Consider the following 15,300-nt stretch of genomic DNA (forward strand, 5'->3'; position numbering starts at 1 on the left):
GACGGATGGACAGCAAAAGCATGGTGGTGAACTGTGTGGCGTACAAAGCCGGCCAACGGCTGGGCGAAGTGACCATCGACGATATCAGCGAGGTGGTCAAACAGCCGGACACCTTCGTCTGGCTGGGGCTGCGGCAGCCGGAGCCGGCGTTTATGCGCAAGGTGCAGGAGGAGTTTGGCCTGCACGATCTGGCGATCGAAGACGCGCTGTGCGCGCATCAGCGGCCGAAGCTGGAAACCTACGGCGACTCGCTGTTCATCGTGGTGAAAACCGCGCAGTGGGGCGAACACGACGAAATCGAATACGGCGAAACCCACTTCTTCGTCGGCAAAAACTTTCTGGTGACGGTGCGCCACGGCGCCTCGCCCAGCTACGCGCCGATCCGCGCCAAGGCGGAAGAGAACCACAAGCAAATGTGCCACGGGCCGGGCTTTGCCCTCTATTCGGTGTTGGACTTCGTGGTGGATAACTACCGCAGCGTGGTGACGCGCTTCGAGAGCACCATCGAGAACATCGAAGCCAACATGTTCCAGTCGGAGTTCGATCAGGCGGCGATCGAGAACGTCTATACGCTGCGCCGACACCTGTTGGCGCTGCGCAACGCCGCGCTGCCGATGGATGAAATCTGCAATCAGCTGATCCGCCTGCACGAAGAGGTGATCCCAAAGGAGCTGCGCGCCTACGTGCGCGACGTGCAGGATCACGCGCATCAGGTGGTCAGCAACATCGACGACATGCGCGAAATGCTGACCAACGCCATGCACGTCAACCTGGCGCTGGTGACGGTCAAACAGAACGAAGTGGTGAAACGGCTGGCGGGCTGGGGGGCGATTTTGGCCATCCCGACGGTGGTCTTCAGCCTGTATGGCATGAACTTCGCCGATATGCCGGAGCTGAAGTTCCCGTGGGCCTATCACGCCACGCTGGGAGTGACCGCCGTCGGCTGCATTTTCCTGTATCAGAAGCTGAAGAAATCGGGCTGGCTGTAGCGCCCAAACGGCGGCTTTTCCCGCCGGCAAAGACGCTCTGCGAGGCAGCCGGATCCACCGGCCGCCCCGTTGCTTCAGTACAGCATCGGCCGTCGATCGCGATGCACGTGATTGTGGCGGCCAATGTGCTTGTCATCGGCTACGCCGATATCCATCGATGCCAGCACCATGCCTTCGCCCTCCAGGCTCTGCGTCAACGGATAGCCGTCGGCGTCGACAATCACCGATCCGCCGATCCACGCAACGCCGCGCTCCGTTTCGCAGCGATCGCACACCGCGATGAACAGCCGATTGACGGCGGCGTTGGCCTGCGCCTTCACCATCTCCGCCGGCCGTTCACCCTGCGGGCGCGGCGCCAGCGGCCAGTTGACCGGCGCGCACAGCAGTTGAGCACCGGCCAACGCCGGCAGCCGCACCCACTCAGGGAATTCGAGATCGTAACAGATCATCACCGCCAAGCGGCCAAAGCGGGTCTCGACGACCGGCGGTGGCCGATCGCCGGCGGTAAAGATCGTGCTCTCTTCATGCCACAGGTGGGCCTTGCGATAAATCGCCCTCACCCCCTGCGCATCGATCAATGCCGCGCTGTTGGCCACCTCACCCTCGGGCAGGCGCTCGCAGAAACCGGCGACGATCGCCACATCCAGCTCACGCGCCAGTCCCCCCCACAGGCTGAGGCTAGGCCCGTCTTCGGCCTCGGCCAACGCCAGCGCCTCCGCCTTATCGCGCAGCACGTAGCCGCTGTTCACCAACTCCGGCAACACGATGACGTTGGCGCCGTGCTGCGCCGCCCGGCGGATAGCCTGGGCGGACAGCGCCCGATTGTGCTCCGCTTCCCCTACCCGCAACGCTAACTGGCAGCATGCGACGCTGATTTTTTCCTTCACTCCGGTTCTCCTTCCAATAACCCCTCGCAGCGCAACGCCACCCGCCGTTCGGCTTCAAGATCGAGCTTACGGCACATTACGACATAAACGCTCCCGGCCACCAGCAGGCCGATCAGAAAAGCGATATCCGCACCTCCCAGTAAAACAGCAAAGGGACCGGTGTAAAAGCCCAACGTCATGAACGGCACCATCGCCAGCAGACCGACCGCGTAAGCCGTCAGACCGGAGCCGCCCCAGCGGCCGTAGATCCCCGACGGGTTGAAGATTTCACCTATCGCGTAATGCCCGCCGCGCACCACGTAAAAGTCCATCAGGTTCACCGCCGTCCAGGGCACCAGAAAATACAGCATCAGCAGTACGAAGGTATTGAAGCTGGCGAGATAGCTCGCCGGGATGGCCAACGCCACCGCAAACACCGTCATAGCGACGACGCCAATGCCGGCCATGCGTAATTTCAACGTTGGCGTCACTTTACGGAACGCGTCAATCGCGCTGAGGCTGGTCAGCATTGCGCCATAACAGTTGACCGCCATGATACCGACCAGCGAGGGCACGGCGATCAGCACGGCCAACGTGCCAAACCCAGGATAGACGGCATTACCCACCGCCTGTACGCTGCCGATCGCATCGGGGGCCGGTAAGGCTGAAGCCAGAAACGCGCCCAGCGACATCAGCCAAAGCGCCGATCCGGCCGCCCCCAGGTAAGTCCAAAAGATCACGTTGGCCGACGGCGTTTCATGCGGTAAATAACGCGAGTAGTCGGAAACGTACACTGCGTAGCTGATTTGATAGCCGGCGGCGGCAGACAGCTGAATCAAAAAGGCCGCCCACGAAAAATGCCCAGCGCCGACGACGGCGTCCATCCGCAGCGACAACACGGCGCCGACCGTCAGCACGCCGAACACTGCCATCATCACATAGGTCAGCCAGCGCTGCACCGCATGCAGCATGTCGTGGCCGACGATCGCCAACAGCACGGCCACCGCGATCAGCAACGCATACCAAGGCAGACGGTGGCCCGGCAACACCGTGTTGATCGCATCGGTCGCGAGAATAACGTTGAACACGTTGAAACCGATGTAAACAAACACCACGGCGGCAAAGGGAACGATGGCGCCACGCAGGCCGAATTGGGCCCGTGACTGGATCATCTGCGGCAGCCCCATGCGCGGCCCCTGATTGGCATGACACGCCATGAAGAACGTGCCGAACCCCACGCCGACGGCAATGGCCAGCATCGAATAAAGCGCGCCCAACCCCAACGCCGGGCCGCTGAAACCGACCACCATCGTCGTCAAAACGAAATTACCGGTAAACCAAAACGGCGCCTGATGCCAAACCTTGCCATGCCGCTCGTGACGGGGCACATAGTCTATCGAGCGCACTTCAATTTTTGGGCGTGACGCCACATTGCGATTGTTCATGTCCCACCTCGTCGTTTCAACGCTCGGTTTGCGGCTGCAGCTGCGCTGCCGGGCGGCTCAACAGGCTGCCCAACACGAAGGCGACGCCGCCGCCCAGCAGACCGCCGTAGATCGGGCTGTTGGCATCGATGCCGTGCCAGATCATCAGCCCTACCACACACAGGCTGCCGGTCAGCATGCTGGCAATCGCGCCGGCGCTGGTAGCGCGCGGCCAGAAGATCGCCCCCACCAACGGGATCAACATGCCCCCCACCAACAGGTTGTAAGCCAGCGTCAGCGCCGCCAGCACGTCGCGCACCACAAACGCCAGCCCCAGCATGACCACACCCATGAAAAGCGTGGTGAAGCGCCCGGCGGCCAGCCCGCCGGAAGGTTTGCGGCGGATGGCCGGCAATACGTCCTCCAGCGCGATGGTGGAAGACGCCAGCAAGCAGGCGCTGGCGGTAGACATCAGCGCCGCCAACGCCGCGGCGGCCACCAGCCCGCTGACGCCGACCGGCAACACCGCCTGCGCGATAGCGGCGAAGGCGCCGTCGGTGTTGCTGAGCGACGGCAGCACGATCTTGCCGGCCATGCCGATCAGCGCGCCGGTCACGCCGTACAGCACGCAATAGACGCCCGCGCCCAGCCCGGCGAAGCGCGCCACATTGGCGCTGCGGGCGGTGAACACCCGCTGCCAGATGTCCTGGCCGATCAGAATGCCGAAGAAGTAGATCAGGAAGAACACCAGAATGGTGTCCAGCCCGATCGACGACAGCTGGTAGTAACCGGCGGGCAGCAGGCTGGTGAACGCCTCCCAGCCGCCGGCCTTGACGATGCTCATCGGCATCAGCACCAGCATCATGCCGACGGTCATGATGATGAACTGAATGATGTCGGTCAGCGTCAGCGACCACATGCCCCCCAGCGTTGAATACAGCACCACCAGCCCGCCGCCAAGCAGGATAGACGCGCTGAACGACAGGCCGAACATCACCTGCATCACGCTGCCGATGGCGATGATCGAGGTCACCGCCACCATCAGGTCATACGCCAGCATGATCGCGCCGCTGGTGACCCGCGCGGCCGGGTGATAACGCCGCGACAGCACCTGGCTGACGGTATACAGCTTCAGTTTGAGCAGCGGCTTGGCCAGCGCCAGGCTCAACACCACGATGCCCAGCCCGAGCGCGCCGCACAGCCAGACACCGGAGATGCCGTAGGTGTAGCCGAGCTTGACGCTGCCGATGGTCGACGCACCGCCGAGCACCACCGCCGACAGCGTGCCCAGATACAGCCCCGGCCCCAGGTTGCGCCCGGCCACCAGATACGCCTCTTTGGAATTGGCGCGGTGAATGCCCATCCATCCCACCGCGCCTATCACCAGAAAGTAAATCACCACAACCAGCAGATCGAGATTCATGGGTACCTCCACTCCGTTGTTATTGTTATCAGGGGGCCCGACGCAACCGCTCCGCCGGTAGGGTCAGTACGCCGGCCTCAGCGGGCCGGCAGCACGCACAACATTTCAAACAGCAGGTTGGCGGCCAGCAGCGCCGTGTTACCGGAGCGATCGTAAGGCGGCGACACTTCCACCACATCGCCGCCCACCAGGTTCAGCCCGCGGCAACCGCGTACGATCTCCAGCCCCTGCCAAACCGACAGCCCGCCGACCTCCGGCGTGCCGGTACCCGGCGCAAAGGCCGGATCCAACCCGTCAATATCGAAGCTGAGGTAAACCGGCGCATCGCCCATCTGCTCGCGGATCTCCGCCATCAGCGGCGTCAGCGACCGGTGCCAGCAGGCCTCGGCCGGCACCACGCGGAAGCCCTGGCGCCGTGACCAATCGAAGTCATCCGCCGCATAGCCGCTGCCGCGCAGGCCAATCTGCACCACCTTTTCGGGCGCCAGCAGCCCCTCCTCAAACGCGCGGCGGAAGGTGGTGCCGTGCGCCAGCTGTTCGCCGAACATCTCCTCATTGGTATCGGAATGCGCATCGACGTGGATCAGCCCGACCGGGCCATGTCGGCGGGCGACGGCGCGCAGCACCGGCAGCGTCAGGGTGTGATCGCCGCCGAGCGTCAACGGCATGCAGCCGTGTGCCAGGATCTCGTGATAAGCCGCCTCGATGCGCTGCACGCTGTCCGCCAGGCTGTAAGGGTTGATGGCGACATCCCCCAGATCGGCCACCTGCAGCCGTTCGAACGGGGCGGAACCGGTGCCCATGTTGTAGGGACGGATCATCACCGATTCCTGGCGGATCTGGCGCGGGCCATAGCGGGTGCCACTGCGGTTGGAGGTGCCGATATCCAGCGGAATGCCGACAAAGGCGGCGTCCAGACCGTGCGCCTGTTCGGCGGCGGGCAGGCGCATCATGGTGGGAATACCGGCAAAGCGCGGCATGTCGTTACCGCTTTGGGGTTGGTTCAGCATGGCGTATCCTTGTCTTGATCTGCGATGAATTGAAACATTTGAGCAACATTCGCAGACTACCCCGTTGGCCGCCTCGGCTACCATTCCCGCTTTTGCATGTAAACATCGGAAAACGCGATGCAAATAACCTATTGAAGTATTGATTTTTATTTCAAATTCATGCCATAAGGAAGACCATATCTTCAGCGCCGCACCTATTTCTTCGATGTTAAAAATGGGTTAACCGGCCGACGTTCTGCGGAGGGGGCGATGCTCACCAACCTAAGCGATATCGATCTGAAACTGCTGCGGGTGTTCGTCGCGGTGGCGGAAGCCCAGGGCGTCAGCGCCGCACAGGAAGCGCTGTTGATGAACCAATCCACCATCAGCACCCACCTGGCCTCGCTGGAAACCCGGCTGGGTTTTCGCCTGTGTCAACGCGGCCGCTCCGGCTTCCGGCTGACGCCCAAGGGCGAACGCATGCTGATCGCCTGCCGCTCGCTGTTCAACGCCGCCCGCGACTTCACCCGGGTCAGCCAGTCGCTGAACGGCCTGCTGACCGGCGATCTGCAGATCGGTCTGGTGGATAATCTGGTTTCGCTGCCGGGCAATCCGTTCAGTCAGGCCATCCAACACTTCCAACGCCGACATCAGGACGTGCAATTGCAGTGCCGCATCTGTTCGCCGAACGAGATTGAACAAGGGTTGCTGCACCGGCAGCTCGATCTGGGCATCGGCTACTTCGGCCAGCAGCTGGAGGCGTTGCGTTATCAGCCGTGGCTGGAGGAGACGCAGGCGATCTACTGCAGTAGGGATCACCCGCTGTTCGCGGTAGAAGAACCGGGGCGCGAGCAGATTGAAAACGCGCGCTGGGTCAAGCGCGGCTACCTGCTGGCGCAGCAGCTGTGCCCGATCGCGCCGCCGCATCTGGCCGCGGTGGCCCACCATATGGAAAGCGTCGCCCATCTGGTGCTGAGCGGCACCTGTCTCGGCTATTTGCCCACCCACTACGCGGCGCGTTGGGTGGAACAGGGGCTGCTTCGGCAGTTGGGCGGTACGGCGCTCTCATACCGCGCCACGCTCAGCCTGGTCAGCCGCCCCGTCCAGCCCGACGAGGCGCTGAACGCGCTGCTGGAGGATTTGGCGCGCGCCGCACGCCCATCACCTCATCGCTGAGAGGCCAGCGCCCGATTCATGGCAAACAGCGTGCCGGTTAAAGACAGGACGAGTAATCCGATGATGGCCCAGGCGAAAGAGGGCGCCCCGCCCTTGTCGAGCAACATGCCGCCGACCGCGCCACCGGCTGCCACGGCGGTATTCCAGCCCGTCGTATACATGGACTGCGCCACGTCGGCCGCGCGACCGGAAAGGCGTGACAATGCCGTCTGCGTGAGGGTGGCGAAACCGCCGAAAGCCAAGCCCCAACAAGCCACGGAGAGATAGACCATCGGGATCATCCGTCCCCCACTCCCCAGCAGCACGGCAGCGAGAGCAAAGATGACGATACTCATCACCGTAAGAGATTGGACTCGCCGATCGACCAGCATCCCGGCGACGCCCAATCCGGCAATCGCGCCCAGCCCGAAGATAAACAGAACGATATCAACCCGCTCGGACAACCCCGACGGCTTGAGAAAAGGCTCCAGGTAGATATACAGAATGTTATGGGCAACGATAAAGGTGAACACCACGAACAGCACGGCGCGGATCCCCCGTTGCAAGAATACGCCGCTCAGAGACGGCCGATGCGCCTTAGCCTGGCCGGGGAAATCCGGCACGATGGCGATGATCCACACCACGAGCACCAGCGCCATCAACGTCATCAGACCAAAGGCGCCCTGCCAGCCGATGGCTCGGCCAAGCAACGTGCCGAGCGGTACGCCAAAGTGGCGCCGGCGCCGGAGATCGCAATAGCGCGGCCGCCAAGGTGGGCCGGTGACATGCGCACCGCATAACCGGCCAGCAAGGACCAAACGATGCCGCCGAAAACGCCGGCGAAGAAACGCGTCGCCAATGAGACGTGATAATCGTTCGACAGCGCCGTGACGAGGTTAACGATGGCAAAACCGCCGATCGCGCTCAACAGCAAGGGGCGGCGCCGCATGCCCTGCGTCAATGCGGTGAGCGGAATAGCGGCGACCAACGCGCCCACCGCATAGGCGGTGATGAACTGCCCCGCCAGGCTTTCAGATACATTCAAATCGCCCGCGATCGAAGACAGCACGCCCGCCGGCATGATCTCGGTCAGCAGCGTGATAAAAGCGGCCATCGCCAACGCCAGCAGGCCGCCCAGCGGCAACCGATCGATGCCCTCGGCAGGCGCAGATATCGTCGTTTGATTCATTAATCACTCCCCATTCAAAGATGTTTCCGCCCATCGCGGATGACGTTTGCATCATGCTGCCCACTCGCTGATAAAAGAAAAACAGGCTAAAGTGAACAACACTCATGACATAAAGTTCATCAATAGAATGGAAGCCTATGGAAAGTCTGGGTTCTCTCGACGTTTTCGTGCGGGTCAGTGAAAGCCGAAGTTTCACGGCGGCCGGGCAACAGCTGGGGATCTCCGCCTCGGCGGTCAGCAAGACCATCGCCCGGCTGGAGGAACGACTCAGCGTGCGCCTGTTTCACCGCTCTACCCGCACGGTCAACCTGACACCGGAAGGGGCCTTGTTTCTGGAAAGGTGCCGACGCATTTTGAGTGAGGTGAAAGAGGCGGAAGCCGAACTGTTGCAAACGCGGGGAACACCTCAGGGCAAGCTGCGCATCAGTCTCCCGTCGCTGGGCACGCTTTTCATGCCAAAACTGGGGGACTTCAAGCGCCGCTATCCTGAGATCGAGCTGGATATTGATTATTCGGATCGGCTGGTTGACGTGATTGAGGAAGGTTTCGATGCCGTTATCCGCAGCGGAACCCCGAGCGATTCACGGCTGGTTGCCCGCCGGCTGGGTACCTGCCGCAAGGTTTTCGTTGGCGCCCCGGGTTATTTCAGCAAAGTGGGTATACCGCGCAAGCCCGAGGATCTGACAAGCCATGCCCGTTTGCATTATCGCTTTCCCAGCACCGGCAAACTGGATGTCTGGCCGCTGGGAGACAAGACGGAGATGATCCCCGAACGGCCGGCCAGCATGGTGACAAATACCCTCGATCCGCAGGTATGCTTCGCCGAACAAGGGCTGGGCATCGCTTATTTGCCGGAGATCGCCGTGCGCAGACAGCTGGAACAGGGCAGCCTGGTGACGGTTTTGGATGACTACGACCGCGAGAACATGGTTTTTCATGTCCTCTGGCCGTCGGGCCGCCACCTGTCAGTCAAAATCAGGCTGTTCGTCGACTTTGTGACGAGCCACCTTTTCCCGCTTTAAACAACGTATGCCGCCTTAACTGACCGGCATACGCGCCGGATCGGGATACTGGTACTCAAAACCCAGCTCGTTGCAGATGCGGTTGCCGTCCACCAGCCGCTCATCCTGATCCGCTTCGTCGGCGAACTGCGGCGGCGCCAGGTGCAGCTGTTCGGCCAGCACAGGATAAAATTCGCGTTTGGCCGGATGATGCGGCGCGCACAGGTTGTACACGTGACCGCCCCTCGGCAGCTTCAGCAGCAGTTGGATGGCGGCGATGACGTCGTCCTGGTGCACCAAATTCACCCCCTGCGACCCGCCCTTCACGTCGAGTTTGCCCGCCAGGAAGCGGCCGGGGTGACGATCGGCGCCCACCAGCCCCGCCAGCCGCAGAATGTCCACCGAGGTGTTCGGCAATTCATGCAGCCAGCGCTCCAGCTCGGCCAACACCCGGCCCGACGGCGAGACCGGCCGCAGCGGCGATTCTTCGCGCAGCGTGCCGGCGGTTTCGCCGTACACCGAGGTGGAACTGGTAAAGATCACCCGCGGCACGCCAAAGGCCATCGCGCTGTCCACCAGCATGCGCACCGCATTGAAATAGTTCTCGCTGCCTTCGACGGTACGGCGAGCGGGCAGCGTCACCACCAGCGCATCCACGCGCAGCAGCGATTCCAGATCGTCCGGATCGCACACCAGCTCCGGCGTCAGCTCCAGTTGATAGCATTCAATGCCGCTCATGCGCGCGGCCTCGACGCCGTCCGGCGTGGTTTTGCTGCCGACCACATCATACCCGCGGCCCATCAGCGATAACGCCAACGGCATGCCCAGCCAACCTAAACCAATAATGGCTACCTTTTTCATCCTCTTCCTCTCCTGAAGATCGCAGCGCCCTGCCCCTAAGGCTACGCCACTGTACACGGCGATACAATCTGCCCGGCTTAAGGTTAGGTAAAGCCGTGTGTGGCTAATAACTCAACCTGTTTCAATAAATTAAATTTATGACGTTAAAAAAGGGTTGCACGGTGGACAGCGGATAGTTTAGCTTAATTGGCATACGGTTTTTACCGGCTTTTGATTAGAGAAAAACACCATGACACGCGTTCAGTTCAACCACCATCATCACCATCACCCTGACTAGTCTTTCAGGCGATGTGTGCTGGAAGACGGTTTGTTAATCTTCCAGTGGCGCGCAGAACGCAAGAGAGAGCCCTCGGAAGATTTCTTCCGAGGGTTTTTTTTTGGCTCCGGACAGACAGAAAAGAAAGTTTTTTACAATAAATTCATAAAATTACAGATTAAACAGAGGTTACCATGCTGGACAAGACACGTTTACGGATCGCAATGCAGAAGTCGGGCCGCCTGAGCGATGAATCCCAGGAACTGCTGGCACGCTGCGGCATCAAGATCAACCTGCAGCAGCAGCGTCTGATCGCCTTCGCCGAAAACATGCCGATCGATATCCTGCGCGTGCGCGACGACGACATCCCGGGCCTGGTGATGGACGGCGTGGTCGATCTCGGCATCATCGGCGAGAACGTGCTGGAAGAAGAGCTGCTCAGCCGCCGCGCCCAGGGTGAAGACCCGCGTTACTTCACCCTGCGCCGCCTCGATTTCGGCGGCTGCCGCCTGTCGCTGGCCACCCCGCTCGACGCCGAATACGCCGGCCCGCAAAGCCTGCAGGACGCCCGCATCGCCACCTCTTATCCGCACCTGCTGAAGCAATACCTCGACAAACAAGGCGTGCGCTTCAAATCTTGCCTGCTGAACGGCTCGGTGGAAGTGGCGCCGCGCGCCGGCCTGGCCGACGCCATCTGCGATCTGGTCTCTACCGGCGCCACGCTGGAGGCCAACGGCCTGCGCGAAGTGGAGGTGATCTACCGCTCCAAAGCTTGCTTGATCCAGCGCGACGGCGAAATGCCTGAAGCCAAACAGCAGCTGATTGACCGCCTGATGACCCGCATTCAGGGCGTGATCCAGGCGCGCGAATCCAAATACATCATGCTGCACGCGCCGAGCGAGAAGCTGGACGAGATCGTCGCGCTGCTGCCGGGCGCCGAACGCCCGACCATTCTGCCGCTGGCCGGCGCGCAGAATCGCGTGGCGATGCACATGGTCAGCAGCGAAACCCTGTTCTGGGAAACCATGGAAAAACTGAAAGCGCTCGGCGCCAGCTCGATTCTGGTGCTGCCGATTGAAAAGATGATGGAGTAACGCCATGTCGACCTTCAACACGCCGATCGATTGGGCAACGTGCAGCGCCGAACGCCAGGCCGAGCTGCTGATGCGCCCGGCGATTGCCGCCTCCGACAGCATCACCCGCACGGTGAGTGAGATCCTCGACAACGTGAAGGCCAATGGCGATCGGGCGCTGCGCGACTACAGCGCCCGTTTCGACAAGGCGGAAGTCTCGGCGCTGCGCGTCAGCGCCGAGCAGATCGCCGCCGCCGCCGCGCGGTTGGGTGATGACATCAAACAGGCGATGGCGGTGGCCGTCGCCAACGTGGAAACCTTCCACAACGCGCAGCGACTGCCGCCGGTGGACGTCGAAACGCAACCGGGCGTGCGCTGCCAACAGGTGACCCGCCCAATCGACTCGGTGGGCCTGTATATTCCCGGCGGATCGGCGCCGCTGTTCTCTACCGTGCTGATGCTGGCGACGCCGGCGCGCATCGCCGGTTGCCGCCGGGTGGTGCTGTGCTCGCCGCCGCCGATCGCCGATGAGATCCTGTATGCGGCGCAGCTGTGCGGCGTGCAGGAAGTGTTTCAGGTTGGGGGCGCGCAGGCGATCGCCGCCCTGGCGTTCGGCACCGAAAGCGTGCCGCGCGTGGCGAAGATCTTCGGGCCGGGCAACGCCTTCGTGACCGAAGCTAAGCGGCAGGTCAGCCAGCGCCTCGACGGCGCGGCCATCGACATGCCGGCCGGCCCTTCTGAAGTGCTGGTGATCGCCGACGCCGGCGCCACCCCGGCGTTCGTCGCTTCCGATCTGCTGTCGCAGGCCGAACACGGCCCGGATTCGCAGGTGATCCTGCTGACGCCGGACGCGGCGATGGCGCAGGCGGTGGCCGAAGCGGTGGAAAGCCAGCTGGCCGAGCTGCCGCGCGCCGACACCGCACGCCAGGCGCTGGCGAGCAGCCGCCTGATCGTAGCGCGCGATCTGACTGAGTGCGTGGCGATCAGCAACCGCTACGGCCCGGAGCACCTGATTATTCAGACCCGTAATGCGCGCGAACTGGTGGACGGCATCACCAGCGCCGGTTCGGTGTTCCTCGGCGACTGGTCGCCGGAGTCCGCCGGCGATTACGCCTCCGGCACCAACCACGTGCTGCCGACCTACGGCTACACCGCCACCTGCTCCAGCCTCGGGCTGGCCGATTTTCAAAAACGCATGACGGTGCAGGAGCTGACGCCGCAGGGCTTCAGCAACCTGGCCGCCACCATCGAGACGCTGGCTGCCGCCGAGCAGCTGATCGCCCACAAGAACGCCGTGACCCTGCGCGTCGCCGCCCTGAAGGAGCAAGCATGAGCATCGAAAAACTGGCGCGCGCCAACGTTCGCGAGCTGACCCCTTATCAATCGGCGCGCCGCCTCGGCGGTAAGGGCGACGTGTGGCTGAACGCCAACGAATACCCGATCGCACCGGAATTCCAGCTGACCGCGCAAACCTTCAACCGCTATCCGGAGTGCCAGCCGGCGCAGGTAATCGAACGCTACGCCGCCTATGCCGGGGTCAAGAAAGAGCAGGTGCTGGTCAGCCGCGGCGCCGATGAAGGTATCGAGCTGCTGATCCGCGCCTTCTGCGAGCCGGGCAAAGACGCCATTCTGTTCTGCCCGCCGACCTACGGCATGTACGCCGTCAGCGCCGAAACCTTCGGCGTGGAGCGCCGCACCGTGGCCGCCAAAGAATACTGGCAGCTGGATCTGCCGGCCATCGCAGACAGCATGGACAACGTGAAGCTGATCTACGTCTGCAGCCCGAACAACCCAACCGGCAACCTGATCGACCCTGACTCTCTGCGCAGCCTGCTAGAGCTAGCCAAGGGCAAGGCGATCGTCGCGGTGGACGAAGCCTATATCGAGTTTTGCCCGCAGGCCACGGTGGCCGGCTGGCTGAGCGACTATCCGCACCTGGCTATCCTGCGCACGCTGTCGAAGGCCTTTGCGCTGGCCGGCCTGCGCTGCGGCTTTACGCTCGCCAATGAAGATCTGATTGCCCTGCTGCTGAAGGTGATCGCGCCTTACCCGCTTTCGACGCCGGTGGCGGATATCGCCGCGCAGGCGCTGAGCGAAGAAGGTATCCGCACCATGCGCCAGCGCGTCACCGATATCGCCGCCACCCGCAGCTGGCTGCAGCAACAGCTGGAGAAATGCGCCTGCGTCGAGCAGGTTTTCGCCAGCGACAGCAATTACCTGCTGGCCCGCTTCACCGCCTCAAGTAATGTGTTTAAAAGCTTGTGGGATCAGGGCATTATCTTACGAGACCAAAACAAACAGCCCGGGTTGTCCGGCTGCCTGCGCATCACCATAGGCACCCGCGACGAATGTCAACGCGTGGTGGACGCCTTGTCCGCCCTACCCGGCGCCAACCCGACTCGCCAGGAGCCAATGTGAGCCAAAAAATCCTCTTTATCGATCGTGACGGCACGCTGATCGCCGAGCCACCGGAAGATTTCCAGGTTGACCGCCTGGACAAGCTGGCGCTCGAGCCAGACGTGATCCCTTCCCTGCTGGCGCTGCAACAGGCGGGGTATCAGCTGGTGATGATCACCAATCAGGATGGGCTCGGCACCGCCAGTTTCCCTCAGGAAACCTTCGATCCGCCGCACAACCTGATGATGCAGATCCTCAGCTCGCAGGGCATTCAGTTCGCCGATGTGCTGATCTGCCCGCACCTGCCGGCGGACAACTGCGACTGCCGCAAGCCGAAAACCGCGCTGGTGAAGGGCTACCTGGAACCCGGCGTGCTCGATACCGCGCACAGCTACGTGATCGGCGATCGGCCGACCGACGTGCAGCTGGCAGAAAACATGGGCATCCAGGGGCTGCGCTACCAGCGCGGCGTGCTGGGCTGGAAAGAGATCGTGCGCCAGCTGACCCTGCGTGACCGTCACGCGCGGGTTAACCGCGTGACCAAAGAGACGCAGATCGACGTCAACGTGTGGCTGGATCGCGAAGGCGGCAGCAAAATCAAAACCGGCGTCGGCTTCTTCGACCACATGCTGGATCAGATCGCCACCCACGGCGGCTTCCGCATGGAGATCGACGTCAAAGGCGACCTGTATATCGACGATCACCACACGGTGGAAGACACCGGCCTGGCGCTGGGTGAAGCGCTGAACAAGGCATTGGGCGACAAGCGCGGTATTGCCCGCTTCGGCTTCGTGCTGCCGATGGACGAATGCCTGGCGCGCTGCGCGCTGGATATCTCCGGCCGCCCGCACCTGGAGTACAAAGCCGAGTTCAACTATCAGCGCGTCGGCGATCTCAGCACCGAAATGGTCGAGCACTTCTTCCGTTCGCTCTCTTACACCATGGGCTGCACGCTGCACCTGAAGACCAAGGGCAAAAACGACCACCACCGGGTCGAAAGCCTGTTCAAAGTGTTTGGCCGCACGCTGCGCCAGGCGATACGCGTCGAAGGCAATACCCTGCCGAGCTCGAAAGGAGTGCTGTGATGAACGTGGTGATTTTGGATACCGGCTGCGCCAACCTGGCCTCCGTCACCTACGCGGTGCGGCGCCTGGGTTACCAGCCGGCGGTGAGCCGCGATCCGGAGATCGTGCTACGCGCCGACAAGCTGTTCCTGCCGGGCGTCGGCACCGCACAGGCGGCGATGGATCAACTGCGCGAACGCGATCTGCTCGAACTGATCAAAGCCTGCTCTCAACCGGTGCTGGGCATCTGTCTCGGCATGCAGCTGTTGGCGGCCAGCAGCGAAGAGAACGGCGGCGTGACGACGCTCGGCCTCATCGATACGCCAGTAAAGCAGATGACCGACTTCGGCCTGCCACTGCCGCACATGGGTTGGAACCAGGTGTCCGCGCAGGCGGGCCACCATCTGTTCCGCGGCATCGATGACGGCGCCTACTTCTATTTCGTACACAGCTATGCGATGCCGATATGCCCCAGCACCATCGCCCAGGCGAACTACGGCGAGCCCTTCACCGCCGCCGTGCAAAAAGACAACTTCTTCGGCGTGCAGTTTCATCCAGAACGATCTGGAGCGGCCGGCGCGCAACTGTTGAAAAACTTTCTGGAGATGTAGGC

14 protein-coding genes, 1 pseudogene and 1 other annotated feature are annotated in these 15,300 nt (G+C 62.4%); of the genes and pseudogenes, 9 read left to right on the plus strand and 6 right to left on the minus strand.

Annotated features, from left to right (window positions below):
* Positions 1 to 5 precede the first annotated feature (5 nt).
* Entirely contained in the window at positions 6 to 989 is a 984-nt protein-coding gene (locus tag ACJ8HA_RS09675) for a magnesium and cobalt transport protein CorA (RefSeq protein WP_043137840.1), read from the plus strand.
* Positions 990 to 1,063: 74 nt separating this feature from the next.
* On the opposite strand, the gene ACJ8HA_RS09680 is transcribed toward ACJ8HA_RS09675, so the two are convergent.
* The 4 genes from ACJ8HA_RS09680 to speB all read right to left on the minus strand — a co-directional run bounded on the left by ACJ8HA_RS09680 (position 1,064) and on the right by speB (position 5,712).
* A complete protein-coding gene (locus ACJ8HA_RS09680) occupies positions 1,064 to 1,876 on the minus strand; it encodes a nitrilase-related carbon-nitrogen hydrolase (protein WP_049207929.1) in 813 nt (270 codons plus the stop codon).
* The gene (locus tag ACJ8HA_RS09685) at positions 1,873 to 3,300 is read right to left on the minus strand and encodes a purine-cytosine permease family protein (protein WP_049205896.1); all 1,428 of its coding nucleotides are present in this window, start codon (positions 3,298 to 3,300) and stop codon (positions 1,873 to 1,875) included. Before ACJ8HA_RS09685 ends, ACJ8HA_RS09680 begins: the two co-directional genes overlap by 4 nt.
* Positions 3,301 to 3,316: 16 nt before the next feature.
* Positions 3,317 to 4,702: a sodium:solute symporter gene (locus ACJ8HA_RS09690; RefSeq protein ID WP_049205893.1), complete on the minus strand. Its 1,386-nt coding sequence runs from the start codon at positions 4,700 to 4,702 to the stop codon at positions 3,317 to 3,319.
* Positions 4,703 to 4,779: 77 nt separating this feature from the next.
* The gene (gene speB / locus ACJ8HA_RS09695) at positions 4,780 to 5,712 is read right to left on the minus strand and encodes an agmatinase (protein WP_043137848.1); all 933 of its coding nucleotides are present in this window, start codon (positions 5,710 to 5,712) and stop codon (positions 4,780 to 4,782) included.
* Positions 5,713 to 5,961: 249 nt separating this feature from the next.
* On the opposite strand from speB, the gene ACJ8HA_RS09700 reads away from it, so the two are divergent.
* The gene (locus tag ACJ8HA_RS09700) at positions 5,962 to 6,867 is read left to right on the plus strand and encodes a LysR family transcriptional regulator (RefSeq protein WP_025302195.1); all 906 of its coding nucleotides are present in this window, start codon (positions 5,962 to 5,964) and stop codon (positions 6,865 to 6,867) included.
* On the opposite strand, the pseudogene ACJ8HA_RS09705 reads toward ACJ8HA_RS09700, so the two are convergent.
* A pseudogene (locus ACJ8HA_RS09705) lies at positions 6,858 to 8,035 on the minus strand (MFS transporter). The gene ACJ8HA_RS09700 and the pseudogene ACJ8HA_RS09705 sit on opposite strands and share 10 nt — an antisense overlap.
* A 137-nt stretch (positions 8,036 to 8,172) precedes the next feature.
* On the opposite strand from ACJ8HA_RS09705, the gene ACJ8HA_RS09710 reads away from it, so the two are divergent.
* Positions 8,173 to 9,057, plus strand: coding sequence for a LysR family transcriptional regulator (locus tag ACJ8HA_RS09710; RefSeq protein ID WP_442515311.1), 885 nt, complete (start codon positions 8,173 to 8,175; stop codon positions 9,055 to 9,057).
* A 15-nt stretch (positions 9,058 to 9,072) separates the two neighbouring features.
* Here ACJ8HA_RS09710 and ACJ8HA_RS09715 read toward each other — a convergent pair whose 3' ends face one another.
* Positions 9,073 to 9,897 carry an SDR family oxidoreductase gene (locus tag ACJ8HA_RS09715; RefSeq protein WP_127146388.1) on the minus strand — a complete coding sequence of 275 codons (825 nt, stop codon included), beginning with the start codon at positions 9,895 to 9,897 and terminating at the stop codon, positions 9,073 to 9,075.
* 229 nt (positions 9,898 to 10,126) lie between these two features.
* Here ACJ8HA_RS09715 and hisL point away from each other — a divergent pair, with 229 nt between their 5' ends.
* The 6 genes from hisL (at position 10,127) to hisH (ending at position 15,298) form a co-directional block, all read left to right on the plus strand.
* The gene (hisL, locus tag ACJ8HA_RS09720; RefSeq protein WP_100396937.1) at positions 10,127 to 10,174 is read left to right on the plus strand and encodes a his operon leader peptide; all 48 of its coding nucleotides are present in this window, start codon (positions 10,127 to 10,129) and stop codon (positions 10,172 to 10,174) included.
* Positions 10,150 to 10,276 (plus strand) — a sequence feature (His leader region). Its footprint overlaps the gene before it by 25 nt.
* A 71-nt stretch (positions 10,277 to 10,347) precedes the next feature.
* Positions 10,348 to 11,247, plus strand: a complete 900-nt coding sequence (gene hisG, locus ACJ8HA_RS09725) for an ATP phosphoribosyltransferase (RefSeq protein WP_015377256.1) — start codon at positions 10,348 to 10,350, stop codon at positions 11,245 to 11,247.
* Between the two features lie 4 nt (positions 11,248 to 11,251).
* Positions 11,252 to 12,559 carry a histidinol dehydrogenase gene (hisD, locus tag ACJ8HA_RS09730; RefSeq protein ID WP_025302191.1) on the plus strand — a complete coding sequence of 436 codons (1,308 nt, stop codon included), beginning with the start codon at positions 11,252 to 11,254 and terminating at the stop codon, positions 12,557 to 12,559.
* Positions 12,556 to 13,644: a histidinol-phosphate transaminase gene (gene hisC / locus ACJ8HA_RS09735; RefSeq protein WP_442515312.1), complete on the plus strand. Its 1,089-nt coding sequence runs from the start codon at positions 12,556 to 12,558 to the stop codon at positions 13,642 to 13,644. Before hisD ends, hisC begins: the two co-directional genes overlap by 4 nt.
* Complete coding sequence (hisB, locus tag ACJ8HA_RS09740) at positions 13,641 to 14,708, plus strand: bifunctional histidinol-phosphatase/imidazoleglycerol-phosphate dehydratase HisB (protein ID WP_015377254.1); 1,068 nt, start codon at positions 13,641 to 13,643, stop codon at positions 14,706 to 14,708. The genes hisC and hisB overlap by 4 nt, the downstream gene beginning before the upstream one ends.
* The gene (gene hisH / locus ACJ8HA_RS09745) at positions 14,708 to 15,298 is read left to right on the plus strand and encodes an imidazole glycerol phosphate synthase subunit HisH (RefSeq protein WP_197818958.1); all 591 of its coding nucleotides are present in this window, start codon (positions 14,708 to 14,710) and stop codon (positions 15,296 to 15,298) included. The genes hisB and hisH overlap by 1 nt, the downstream gene beginning before the upstream one ends.
* Positions 15,299 to 15,300: the final 2 nt, after the last annotated feature.

The sequence above is a fragment of the Serratia sp. CY33802 genome (assembly GCF_052169095.1).
In the GTDB taxonomy this organism is placed as follows: Bacteria; Pseudomonadota; Gammaproteobacteria; order Enterobacterales; family Enterobacteriaceae; genus Serratia; species Serratia bockelmannii.

Excerpts from the sequence above, each read along its gene's own strand:
- ACJ8HA_RS09675 (WP_043137840.1), top strand. The coding sequence starts at position 6 with ATGGACAGCAAAAGCATGGTGGTGAACTGTGTGGCGTACAAAGCCGGC.
- ACJ8HA_RS09685 (WP_049205896.1), bottom strand. The coding sequence starts at position 3,300 with ATGAACAATCGCAATGTGGCGTCACGCCCAAAAATTGAAGTGCGCTCG.
- ACJ8HA_RS09690 (WP_049205893.1), bottom strand. The coding sequence starts at position 4,702 with ATGAATCTCGATCTGCTGGTTGTGGTGATTTACTTTCTGGTGATAGGC.
- speB (WP_043137848.1), bottom strand. The coding sequence starts at position 5,712 with ATGCTGAACCAACCCCAAAGCGGTAACGACATGCCGCGCTTTGCCGGT.
- ACJ8HA_RS09700 (WP_025302195.1), top strand. The coding sequence starts at position 5,962 with ATGCTCACCAACCTAAGCGATATCGATCTGAAACTGCTGCGGGTGTTC.
- ACJ8HA_RS09710 (WP_442515311.1), top strand. The coding sequence starts at position 8,173 with ATGGAAAGTCTGGGTTCTCTCGACGTTTTCGTGCGGGTCAGTGAAAGC.
- ACJ8HA_RS09715 (WP_127146388.1), bottom strand. The coding sequence starts at position 9,897 with ATGAAAAAGGTAGCCATTATTGGTTTAGGTTGGCTGGGCATGCCGTTG.
- hisG (WP_015377256.1), top strand. The coding sequence starts at position 10,348 with ATGCTGGACAAGACACGTTTACGGATCGCAATGCAGAAGTCGGGCCGC.
- hisD (WP_025302191.1), top strand. The coding sequence starts at position 11,252 with ATGTCGACCTTCAACACGCCGATCGATTGGGCAACGTGCAGCGCCGAA.
- hisC (WP_442515312.1), top strand. The coding sequence starts at position 12,556 with ATGAGCATCGAAAAACTGGCGCGCGCCAACGTTCGCGAGCTGACCCCT.
- hisH (WP_197818958.1), top strand. The coding sequence starts at position 14,708 with ATGAACGTGGTGATTTTGGATACCGGCTGCGCCAACCTGGCCTCCGTC.